A 12,027-nucleotide genomic window follows, 5' to 3' on the forward strand; every position below is an offset into this window, starting at 1 on the left:
GCAAGGCCGCAACCGCGCCCGCCAGCGCGAACCCCGCAAGGGCCAGGAGCAAGCGAAACAGGGGATAGCCGAAGTAACAGTACAACAGGCCGGCAACAGCCAGCGCACCGAGCCCGAAGCGCACCTGTAGGTCGGGGATAGACTCGAGGTTCGTCTGAAAGATGTTTTCCACGATTCCGGCGCCTGTTTCCAGCAGCCCCACTCTTGCACCTCCGTTATTGCAGGAAACAGGCGGAAATTCAAGCGGTGTCCTGTAGGCGGAAACCGGGCTCGCAGGAACCGGGTGAACAAGCGGGGGCTTTCCTATAGGATAGCGGCGGGCCTGATCGGCAGGCCGGGGAGACCAGCCATGCGAATTCGTGCAAGGGTGTTCATGGTGTGTTCGGCCGCTGCGCTGACGATAGGCTTCTGCGCGGCCGCGCGCGGCGCCACAATCTACGTGTCAAAACTGGGCGACAATTCGGACGGTTCGTCCTGGCAAAAGGCGTACACGACCATCCAGGCGGCGCTGCTGGCCGTCCCGGACGCGAACGGCGGCCACCGCGTCGTCGTCCGGCCCGACACCTACATGGAAGCGAACCTGTACCCCTCCTTTGCGGGTGCGCCGGGCGCTTACAACGTGCTTGAGGGCGACTATGAGGGACGGCACGGGTCGGGGCGCGCCGGCTGGGTGGTGATCGACTCCGGCGTGCCGGATGTGGTCGTGCGCACGGACCCGCAGGGCGGCGGCGGCAATCCGGGTTTCGTCATTCTTGATTCCGGCGGACCGGAGAAGGGTCTCAAGAGCGTCGACTGGTGGGGTCCCTGGCGCTGCACGCCCGATTTCTCGTCCGATATCTGGGACCGCTGGACGTTCCGGCGCCTCTACGCCACCGGCGCCGAGGGCGGCATGGGCTGGGACCTGTCCCTCCACAAAGGCGCGGAATTCAGCGTGATCGTCGAGGATTGTTTCGGCATTGGCCGCGCGTTCGGCGGCATCGTGGCTGCGTACGTCTCGCGCCCCGCGGAACCGGTCCTTTTCCGCCGCTGCCAGTTGTGGAGCCTCGACTGGTGGGGCGACGCCTCGGGCATGTACGTGCGCGCCGAAAACCCGGTCATGCCGGAGCGCCCCGACGTGATCATGGAGGACTGCACGCTCGTCGGGCCCCAGTGTTCGCTGAAAGCAGGCAATCCGGGATTTGACGGCTACACATACATCGCGCTGAAGGGGTGCCGATTGGTGACCCTCAATTTCTCGCAGCCTCAGGGCACGCCCAGCGACGGCGTCATCCAGAGCGTTATCGAGGGCAAATACCTGCGCGTGGACCTCGAAGACTGCACGCTCATGGGCTACAAGGTCTTCGGCGTCCGTCAGAACCCGGACTCGGTGAAAGACATCGTCTACACGACCAAGGGCGCGGTTCAGGCCTACGTCCAGTACCGGCAGGAAACGCCGCCGGGGTTCCTGAGGCTCGATTACTGGCCGGTGGACGTGTTCACCACTATTGTACCGCCCCCCGCGCCGGACACGCGGCCTGCCCTGCGCGAGCGGACGCTGCTGCGGCGCGACCTGTGCGAGATCGCGCCTGTTATCTGGCAGGGCCGCCTTTGCCACATGGAATGCGTGCGCCCGGGCCAAGGCGGGGCCAAGGCCGACTACTACCTGCGCCTCGTCGACGCTGTCAACGGCGAGGAGTTGGCCCGGTTCGCCGAGGGCTACAGCCTCGCGTGCGCCCATATCGAGGGCGATACCTTCTACGCATTTGCATCCCGCTTCGAGGACAACAACTGGAATGACGTGACGGTATTCCGCTCGTCCGACTTGAAGTCGTGGACATCCGGCGCCGCCATTCAACAGGACGCAGACGAGCACCTGTTCAATTCATCTGTGTGCAAAGGGCCGGACGGCTACGTGATGGCCTACGAGAGCAACGACCCGGACTATCCCGCGTTCACGGTCAAGTTCGCGCGCTCGAACGACCTCGAGCACTGGGAGAAGGTCCCGGACGCCATCTTCGGCACGGACCGCTATACCGCGTGCCCGTGTATCCGCTTTGCGGACGGCTACTACTACGTGCTCTATCTCGAACACCGCACGCCTTGCTGGCGCTTCGAGACCTACATCGCGCGGTCGAAAGACCTGAAGACCTGGGACGTGGCCGCATCCAACCCCGTGCTCGCTCCCGAGGGCGTCGATGAGGGCATCAATGCGTCCGATCCCGATGTCATTGAATTCGCCGGCAAGACGCGTCTTTATTTCGCCGTCGGCGACCAGTTGACGTGGATGAACATCAAGACCGTGACCTTCGATGGCGGCCTCGCGGCGCTTCTCAGGAGCTGGTTCTGAGGTCGCCGGACCAATGAAACGCGCCGGCCCTCGACTGACGGGAAGTCCGAATTCATTTGTTTGGGAAGCGGCGTTGTCCTCTCGAACCATCAAGGCCCCGGGGGGCGCGTGACTGTTGCGGCGCGGCCGCTTCGGTTACAATACGCGGAAATCTGCAATGCGGCGGCGCAGCGGCGCCACGACGTGAGAGGCCCTTTCTCCAGGCACATCCATGCCGGTTGACCTGCCAGAACTGAATATCATCGAGGACGTGGTCCGGGCGCTTTCCCGAGAAAAGCAGGGGACGGTCGAAGTAATCGGCCCCTGGGGTTCGGGAAGGACGCTCGTCGCCGTGCAGGCCGGGCGCCGCCTGGGCACGCCGGTGCTCGTGCTTACCGCGGGCCGCTTCGAAGCCGAGGCGGTCCATGACGACCTGACCACCTTCGTTCCGGAAGACGAATCGGTCCTGTTCCCGGCGTGGGAGGTGCTGCCGGACGAACTCATGGCGCCGTCGGACGACGTTGTGGCGGAGCGGTTCGACGCGCTGCGGAGGCTCAGCACCGCACTCGAGGCCGGGCGGCCCCTGTGCGTGACGCTGCCCGTGCGCGCGCTGCTCCAGCGCGTGCTGCGCCGGAAATATCTTGACGCGCGGACGCTCACGCTCGAACGGAAGCGCGAATACGCGATGGACGATCTCCTCGAACGGCTCATCAAGATGGGCTACGAGCGCGAGCCTATGGTCGAGCAGCGGGGCCAGATGAGCGTGCGCGGCGGCATTCTGGACGTGTTCCCCATCTCCGCGGAACTCCCCTACCGCATCGAGTTCTTCGGCGACGAAATCGACACGATGCGCCAATTCGAGCCGGAAACGCAGCGCAGCCTCGCGCAGGCAGACCGCGTCGAGGTGCTGCCACGCTCGGAAAAGCAGATGCTGGCCGACCTGTCGCGTCAGCCGGACGGGCTGGGCGTCGTGCTGGACTATTTCCCGAAGCAGACGCTGGTCGTTCTGGAGGAGCCGCTGGCGATTCACGAGGAAGCGCAACGGCTCGAAGAACAGTTCGGCGACAGCCCTTTCTACATGCGCTGGGACGAAGCGGCGGGCAGGCTCGGCAAGTTCCCCCGCCTGGCCGTGGCGCAACTCGCGCATGAGGCTGCGGCGGACACGACCCGCTTCCACGCGCCGATGCTCACGGTCTCGGGGCTCGCGGGCAAGCCGCGGGGGCTCTGGGATCAACTCAAGGAATGGGAACTGGAAGGCTGCCGCGTGCGGCTCTTGTGCGTGAACGCCGGGGGCCGCCGCCGCTTGCTCGAGATGCTCGAAGAACGCGGCTATCGCGTAGGGCTGGACGCGTTCGACCTCGCGGTCGAAATCGGGCGCCTGCGCGCGGGGTTTGTCTCGCCGCGCGACAAGCTCGCCGTGCTCGGCGAGCGCGAGATTTTCGGCCGCCACCACATGCGCCGCACGCGGCGGCGCTTCGAGGCGGGCGCGGCGGTCACCCAGTTCAGCGACCTGAAAACCGGCGACTACGTCGTTCACGAGCACCACGGAATCGGGCGTTATCTCGGGCTGCGCCGCTTCGCGGGCAAGGCGGGCGACTTCCTCACGGTACAGTACGGCGGGGGCGACATGCTGTACGTGCCCGTCACGCTCATCGACCAGATTCAGAAGTACATGGGCGGCGACGGCGCGGTGCCGAAGGTGGACCGCATCGGCGGGGCGTCTTGGGCGCGCACGAAGAACCGGGTCCGCAAGGCCGTGCGCGAACTGACGGACGAACTGGTCAAACTCTACGCCGCGCGCGAGCACGGCCCCGGCATCGCCTGCGGCCCGGATACCCCGTGGCAGCGCGAATTCGAGGACGCCTTCGAGTATGACGAGACCCCCGACCAGATCCGCGCAATCGAGGACGTCAAGCGCGATATGGAGTCCGCGCGCTGCATGGACCGGCTGATCTGCGGCGACGTCGGCTACGGCAAGACGGAAGTGGCGCTGCGCGCCGCGTTCAAATGCGTGCTCGACGGGCGCCAGGTCGCTCTGCTCGCGCCGACGACCGTGCTCGTGCAGCAGCATTTCACCACCTTTTCCGAACGCATGGCCGGCTTTCCCGTGCGCATCGAGATGGTAAGCCGGTTCCGCACGCCGGGACAGCAGAAGCGCACCCTCGAACGGCTCAAGGAGGGCGAGGTAGATGTCATTATCGGCACGCACCGGCTCATCTCGAAGGACGTGCGCTTCAAGAACCTCGGTCTCGTAATCATCGATGAAGAGCACCGGTTCGGTGTCGCGCACAAGGAAAAACTGAAGCAGGCGCGCACGCACGTGGACGTCCTGGCCATGTCGGCAACGCCCATACCGCGCACGCTGCACTTTTCGCTCATGGGCATCCGCGACATGAGCCTCATCAACACCGCTCCGAACGACCGGCTGCCCATTCACACCTGCATCGAAGTGTGGGAAGAACGGCTCGTGCAGGAAGCGATTCTGCGCGAACTGGGCCGCCAAGGGCAGGTCTTCTACCTGCACAACCGCGTGCAGACCATCGAACGGGTCGCGCACGAGGTGCGCCAGCTCGTGCCGCGCGCGCGCGTCGCCATCGGCCACGGCCAGATGGGCCGCCATGAACTCGAAGATGTCATGACCGCCTTCGTGCGACGCGAAATCGACGTCCTCGTCTGCACGACCATCATCGCGTCCGGCATCGATATTCCCAACGCGAACACCATTATCATCGACCGCGCCGACACGTTCGGCCTCGCCGACCTCTACCAGATTCGCGGGCGCGTGGGACGCTACAAGCACCGCGCTTTCGCCTATCTGCTCGTGCCGGGCGACCGCATGGTCACCGAGGAGGCGCAGCAGCGGCTCAAGGCGCTCGAAGAGTTTTCGACCCTTGGCGCAGGCTACCGCGTCGCCATGCGCGACCTCGAGATCCGCGGTTGCGGCGATATCCTCGGCGCGGAACAGCACGGCCACATCGCCGAAGTCGGTTACGAAACGTACAAGGAACTGCTGGCGGAGGCCGTCGCCGAAGCGCGCGGCGAACCCGTGCGTCGCGCTGCCCTGCCGCCGTTCGAAGTCGCGGTCGACGCGTATATCCCCGAGGAGTACGTGCCCGTGCCCGCCCAGAAGATATCCCTTTACCGCCGTATCGCGGGCAGCGGCTCCGTCGAAGAAGTCAACGAGATGGAAGCGGAGCTTGCGGACCGTTTCGGCCGCCCGCCCGCGCCCGTGCGGCGGCTGCTCGAAGTCATGCGCGCCCGCGCCATCGCCGCCGAACAGGGCGTCACGCGCATGAGCGCCACCAAGGGCAGCGTGTTCATCGAGTTCGAAGCCGCGCACCTGCTCGACAAGCGGGCTCAGCATGCCCTGCGCGAAGCATTCGGCAGCAACATCGAGCTGTCCTGGAAGGAACGGCCCGGCGTTACCCTGCGCCTCCACGGGCCCGAAACCGAACCCGTCGACGCTGCCGCGCGCATGCTGCGCGTGCTCGGTCACTCCGAACCGGCCTAGAGCACCCCAATTTCACATACATATCTTATATAGCAAGGCCTTAAGAACAATCTCGATGGCAGCGGCGGGCGAATTCCAACCGCCCGCCTTTGGGTTATGAGACCCTCCTGGCGTTTTTCTCTACTCCCCTGCAATATCTTCAACTTACAACGCACGTTTGGAATGCATCCCTTGGTTACTTCGTGTCCATGTGTTCCATGTTGACCATGTTCACCGCTTTCAAAACAACCATTCAGGTAACGCCCGCGTACTGCGGATGTCGTACGCTCCCGTTGTTCCAAGGCGCTCGGCGGCAAGAACCCCGGAGTCGGCTCGGCTCTTCCGGCCGTTCAAGGGCTCGTATTCGGGGTACTTCATTCACAAGCAGTCTTTCCACGAGTATAGGGCCGTTTGTTTTCGCATCGTGGAGGTTTCCCCGCCATAGACTACAGCAGCAGAGGTATTATCTTGGCCGGGCAGGTTATCCGATCGAGGCAGCAAGTAATCTGGCCGATGCGAGTTGGGGTTTGGTCCGGGAGCGAGGTTTGCGCCGATTGGTCCGGTGGCTGCATGCATGTTCTTCGTCTCTTCCACGGTATTTCCGCCAGCGTGGAATGCCCGGCTACGTTCAAGTCAACACTTACGATGGTCCGTGCGGGAGGGGCGGATTGCGAGCAGCCGCCTCGGAGACGGCGGGCGGGCAGCCTTTCGCTGCCGCCGATAGCTGCCGCCCCGGGCTGGCGACCCGGGCTGGCGACATGCTGTGCCAAATGTTGCACTCGGTGACGGCTTCTTCATGCAACGAGGCGAGAGTCTGTGCAATACACATGGCTATATATAAGCATGTGAATTCGTACTTATATAGAAACAGACCTGCCCCGGTTTTCAAGGAAGATCCAATGTTTCCGGGGGTGTTGCAAGGGGGAAAAACATGGTGAGCGGAGCGGGACTCGAACCCGCGGCCACCGGATTAAAAGTCCGATTTTGGACTGTTTTCCCATGAACGGCCGTGAACGGGTGTGTTACTCTAACTCATTTAATGCCAGCATGTTACGAACGAATTCTTGTTCATGGTTATTTTCTGAAAAGCGCTGAATTATACTCATCTTGTGCTTCATATGTGCTTCACGAAAACTCACGGGAGGCCCTGTTTATGCGGGGAAAAATCGGAAACCGGCTCTTGGCTGTGCTTCAGCCTCGTGAAAAACCCTTTGAAATCGCGGATTCTGAAATCGCGGGCTTCTTAATCAGGGTTTCGCCCCATGGTTCGAGGCATTATTTCGTCCGATACCGCCTGCCGAATGGACAGCAGACGCGCATGAAATTGGGAAGCGCCGCGGTGTTGACTCCCACCCAGGCGCGTGAGATGGCGAAGCAGGCACTGGCAGAGGTTGCTCGCGGTGAGGACCCCGCAGCCGGGCGAAAACACTCCCGAGGCCACTCGCTCAGGTCATTCCTCGAGGAGGTCTACCTGCCGTGGGTACACGTGAATCGCAAGAGCGGCAAGATGATGGTGCAGGCGTTGTTGGCCGGATTCCCGGAGCTGCTGGACAAGAAGCTTGCGGATATCAATGTCTGGCTTGTGGAGAAGTGGCGGCACAAGAGGTTAGAGGAAGGGCTAAAGCCAGCAACCACGAATCGCTTGATCGCGTACCTGAAGAGTGCACTGTCGCGGGCGGTGGAGTGGAATTTGTTGGACGAGACGCCGCTGCGCCGGGTGAAGTCCTTGCGCGAAGACAACAGCCGTGTCCGGTTTCTCGACCCTGACGAGCGGCAACGGCTGCTTCAAGCGCTGGACCGCCGTGACGAGCAGTTGAAAGAGGAGCGGGATAACCATAATGCCTGGCGCCGCGAAAGGGGTTACCCCGAGACGCCCGACTTGAGGGGAAATGCGTTCGCGGATTACCTCAAGCCCATGGTGCTTCTAAGCCTGAATACGGGATTGCGCCGGGGGGAGCTCTTCAGTCTCGAATGGTCCGACATCAACCTCGACGGAAAACGTTTGACGGTCCGCGCCGCAGCGACCAAAGGCGGCAAGACACGACACATTCCGCTCAACCAGACGGCGCTTGACGTCTTGCGCCGCTGGCATGCTCAGAGCGACGGCGAAGGACTTGTGTTCCGGAACCCGCGCACGGACGGGCGTTTTACCCACATATACACCGCCTGGGAAAACCTCCTGAACGAAGCCGAAATCAACAACTTCCACTGGCACGACATGCGACACGACTTCGCCAGCAACCTGGTCATGGCAGGCGTTGACCTCTACGTCGTAAAGGAGTTGCTCGGCCACAGCTCAATCACCATGACGGAGCGCTACAGCCACTTGGCGCCGGCGGTGATGGCTGCAGCCGTCGCAAAGCTGGACATGAAAGGCGCCGGAGCGGCGGAAAAGCCTTCAAGAAAAGCGGCGAAGCGCTGACCCGACAGCGGGACATCGAGCCGGAAGCGCCCGCCACAAATCGCCAAGGCGGGGCTGTGGAAAGCCCCGGAGAGTCCGCCGCGGGCCGTGGAATAACGGCCAGGCCCAAACCCGCCTCAAGGGCCGCGGCCGTCCTTCGGCTGCAGTCCGCTGACGACTATCCTGAACGGCGGCAGCTGCTCCACCGGCTGGCTCACGAACATCGACCGCGACTTCGCCAGCAACTCCGTGGCCCTCAGCCGGACCATCGGATGCACCCTCAAGTCCGTCGCCAGCTCCGACCAGATGGCCCTTATCTGCGCGCTCGACAGCTCACGCGCCTGCAGAGCCTTTGTCTCCTCTTCAAGCCTGCGTTTCTCGATGTACGCCCCAACCTGAGGCAGCTTCAGGAACTTCGCAACCGTATTGCGGTGAAGGCCCGATAGCCGCGCCGTCTCCGTCACGTTGCCGCGGTGCAGCGTCGCGACCAGCGCCTGGTCAGCGGTCAAGACGGGCAGCGATTCCTGCGCCACAAGCCCCCTAAGCCTTATTTGAGGTCTTCGTATCATGGTGTGTCTCCATCTATCATTAGACAGCCCATCCAAATCTGCAATAACCCTCCTTAGAGCCCAAAATCCAGCGGAGGGCTCGTCTTTTCCGCGCGGTCGTAGCGGGCCAGCTGCTCCATGCTCTTGTGTCCCGTTACGCGGCGCACCGCCAAAGGCGTGGCCCCAAGGCTCGTCGCCACCGTCACGCAGCCGGCCCTCAGGCTGTGCGGCGTCACCGCTCCGATGCCCGCCGACGCCGAAACCCGCGACAACACGTTCGCGATGGTGTCCGTGGATATCGCGCGCTCAGAGATTCGGCCCCGATGCAGCACAGCCCTGAACACCGGGCCCTGCGTGACCTGCGCCGCCTCCAGCCAGGCCCTCAGAGCCCGCAGCGGGCACGTCGTGCGGCGGCCGGCCGCGGCGGATGGCCTTCCAGCTGCCCCGGCTGCGCTGGTCCGTCTTCGAGCGGCGCACGAAGACCAGCAGACGGTCTCGCTGAAACTCCAGGTCCTCGACCCTCAGAGCCGCAAGCTCGCTGCGGCGGAAGCCTCCCGCGAAGCCGACCAGGACCAGAGCCGCCGCAAGCCTGCCACGCAGCGTCCTGCGGTCGCACTGCGCCGCCAGCCGCCGCACATCGTCCAGCGTCAGCGCGCGCGAGCCCTGCGAAGCGCGGCCCAGGCTGCGCACAATGCCCTCCACCAGCTGCGCTATCCGGGGGTCGCGGCCGCAGTGGCGCTCTGAGCCCCAGCGCGCGTCCCAAACCGACCGAAGGCCCGACAGACGCCGCCGAAGCGTCGCCGCCGAAACCTTGCACACGTCCGCCAGCCACACAAAGTATCCCTGCACCGTGTCCACCGACGGGGGCTCCGAAGGAGACGCCCCTACCGCCTCGCAGTAGCCCTCGAAAGTGCGCGCGTCCGCCCCGTACGCGCGCTCGGTGTTATGAGCCCTCGCCGCGCGGATGTATGCACACGTCCTGTTCTTTGCGTAGAACAGCCACTGCTCGAGTCTTTCGCGGTTCTCATTTTCCTGCATTGTGCAATCTTCCGAAAGTGCACAATCCCTGCGTCTTGCGCACCCCTCTCGGGGCCCCGTTTTCAGGGGCCATCATGATAACAGAGAATTATCACGAAGCACAATGAGTTTTCTACTTGCCGAATAGTACTTTTCGTATATACCAAAGATATATTCCTTAGGTATATGGCCGGCCCCAAAAACGCCTGAAAAACGGGCCCAACCAGCCAATCCGCCAAGCGCGCTCCGGAGAACCCGCCCGCAGCACCCGGCACGAAGCCTTGTGCGCGGGCCTTGAAAAGTGCCGCTTCGGCGCGAACGGCGTCCACGGGGCCGCTACGGCCTCAAAATGTGCACCTTGTGCACTCGCGGGGCGGGAACAACCATCGATTGACTGGCAATACGCAAGAGCGGGAGCGGAGTGCCCAGCGGCCAAGGAACCACTACGGTGACGGAACGCAAACCACCCGAAAGCCGATGTTGTTATTGCGGTTTGCCATGCGCCGCGCGTCCGCCTCCGCAAACTGCAGCGGGCTCAATTCCCCGTGCTCGTACTGGTCTATCCCGGCTACCAATGCATACCGCGCCATCACGCAACCCTCACCGTTTCGCAGTAACAAAACCGGTCCGAAATTGTATGTAAGCAATCGCTGTCACTCCAGCCCGCGTTATGGCATCAAGAACCGCGATCGCGCGCTGCGCGCGCGATAAGGGTAAAGAGCAAAAGGGCACAGGGCAACAGGGCTACAGTACACAGGGTTACGGAGTCCGCACAACACGGAACCCGCCGTAGTTGAGCCGGGCGCCCGGAGTGTAGTGGTCGCGGCTGGCGGAACGGCAGCATGTAGGACCGCTGTTCCACGAGCCGCCCCGCAACACCCGGTCCCGACCTGACGCCGCGCCCGCAGGGTCCGTCACGGAGCCGCTCGCGTAGTCTCCAAACCAGTCCGCGCACCATTCCCAGATGTTCCCGTGCATGTCGTGCAGGCCCCACGCGTTCGACGGAAAACTCCCCACCACCGTAGTCTTCTGGCGCCATACCCCCTTCCGGCCATTACCGTAGGTATAGTTGCCGTTGTAGTTGGCCTGGTCCGTTGAGATCGTTTCGCCAAAATGAAATGGAGTGCTTGTCCCTGCACGGCACGCGTACTCCCACTGCGCCTCCGTCGGCAAACGGAAACCACCCCCGCTCACGCGGCCGTTCAGCTTCGCGAGGAACTTCTGGCAGTCCCCCCACGATACCTGCTCCGCCGGCAAACGCGGGTCACCCTTGAAAAGACTTGGGTTGGTGCCCATCACGCGCTCCCATTGCCCCTGCGTCACCTCGTACTTGCCCATCCAGAAACCCTGCGTCAAGGTCACTTGGTGTTGGGTCTCAATCGGTTTTCGTTCGGGTTCGCTCTCCGGGCTGCCCATCAGGAACGTCCCCGGCGGGCACCAGACCAAATCGAGCATGACGCCGTTCCCCAGGTCCACCTGCGTTTCCGTGCCCGCGGCGCGTTCGCCCTGCGCGGGCGCGGGCGCGCCGCCGAACACGCGCTGCAGCGTCTGCTGGTTCCCCGGAGTGATTACGGCTTCGGGCGGGCGTGCCGGTGGCGTCTTCGCCACCGGAAATGTCCCCTTGAGTTCCCGAACGCTGCCCGCAGGTTGCCAGCCGGGCATGCCTTCGCGCCAGACCTCCGTTTCTGCCCGCACCTTGCCCCCGGCAATCGCGCTGCGCAGTTCTTCGAGGCTCATCGGGCCGCGTTGTGCCTGCCCTTCCGCATACCACCAAGCCACGGCGGCCCGACGCGGCGGAGGCACTGCTTCGACGCGGGTAACGTGGTCTGCTGCGGACGTCGCGGACGTCAACACGAAGTCGCCCCGGCCTTCGACGGTGAACCACGGCACCTGCCGCTCCCGGTGCAGCTTCTGCACCGTCACGGGCGTGCGCTCGCAGACGAAGGACGCCAGTTGCGCCACGCTCGTCACCCCCTGCGTCATGCCTTCGAGCAGGTGCGCCGTAAACACGCCGTGGGCCTTGTCCGGCCATTCGTACGCGCGCTGGCCTTCCCGGCACGCGCTCATGATCGCCACCGTCGGGATGCGCTCCAAGCCCCGCTCCGACTGAGCCGCCTGGATGTCACGCGCCATCGACGACAGCTGCCCTTCCGCGCCCCGTTCCAGCGCCGCCGCGGCCGCGCCCCGGCCCGCCGGCCGGTTCTGGCAGCAGTCCAGCACCAGCAGCGTGTCCCGCGCGCCCGCCTGCGCCAGTTTCGCGCGCACG

The 12,027-nt window shown here is 63.9% G+C and carries 9 protein-coding genes; 3 read left to right on the forward strand and 6 right to left on the reverse strand.

The features are described from left to right. Positions 1–202: hypothetical protein (locus KA184_20635; protein ID MBP8131994.1), on the reverse strand; the 202-nt coding region annotated here is incomplete at its 3' end. 147 nt (positions 203–349) lie between these two features. Between KA184_20635 and KA184_20640 the strand changes: the two genes are divergently transcribed. From KA184_20640 to KA184_20650, 3 genes are all read left to right on the forward strand, one after another. Further along, positions 350–2,326 (forward strand): hypothetical protein, encoded by a 1,977-nt coding sequence (locus KA184_20640; protein ID MBP8131995.1) that lies wholly within the window; start codon positions 350–352, stop codon positions 2,324–2,326. Positions 2,327–2,537: 211 nt separating this feature from the next. Continuing rightward, a complete protein-coding gene (gene mfd, locus KA184_20645) occupies positions 2,538–5,816 on the forward strand; it encodes a transcription-repair coupling factor (GenBank protein ID MBP8131996.1) in 3,279 nt (1,092 codons plus the stop codon). Between the two features lie 1,132 nt (positions 5,817–6,948). Continuing rightward, positions 6,949–8,217, forward strand: coding sequence for a site-specific integrase (locus KA184_20650; protein ID MBP8131997.1), 1,269 nt, complete (start codon positions 6,949–6,951; stop codon positions 8,215–8,217). Between the two features lie 116 nt (positions 8,218–8,333). On the opposite strand, the gene KA184_20655 is transcribed toward KA184_20650, so the two are convergent. From KA184_20655 to KA184_20675, 5 genes are all read right to left on the reverse strand, one after another. Next, a complete protein-coding gene (locus KA184_20655; protein ID MBP8131998.1) occupies positions 8,334–8,765 on the reverse strand; it encodes a hypothetical protein in 432 nt (143 codons plus the stop codon). Between the two features lie 53 nt (positions 8,766–8,818). After that, positions 8,819–9,076 (reverse strand): hypothetical protein, encoded by a 258-nt coding sequence (locus KA184_20660; GenBank protein MBP8131999.1) that lies wholly within the window; start codon positions 9,074–9,076, stop codon positions 8,819–8,821. Next, entirely contained in the window at positions 9,051–9,782 is a 732-nt protein-coding gene (locus KA184_20665; GenBank protein ID MBP8132000.1) for a hypothetical protein, read from the reverse strand. Before KA184_20665 ends, KA184_20660 begins: the two co-directional genes overlap by 26 nt. Positions 9,783–10,204: 422 nt before the next feature. Beyond that, on the reverse strand, positions 10,205–10,351 hold the full coding sequence (locus KA184_20670) for a caspase family protein (protein MBP8132001.1): 147 nt from the start codon (positions 10,349–10,351) through the stop codon (positions 10,205–10,207). A gap of 169 nt (positions 10,352–10,520) precedes the next feature. Beyond that, positions 10,521–12,027: SUMF1/EgtB/PvdO family nonheme iron enzyme (locus KA184_20675; GenBank protein MBP8132002.1), on the reverse strand; the 1,507-nt coding region annotated here is incomplete at its 5' end.

This window comes from Candidatus Hydrogenedentota bacterium (genome assembly GCA_018005585.1).
Lineage (GTDB): Bacteria > Hydrogenedentota > Hydrogenedentia > Hydrogenedentales > JAGMZX01 > JAGMZX01.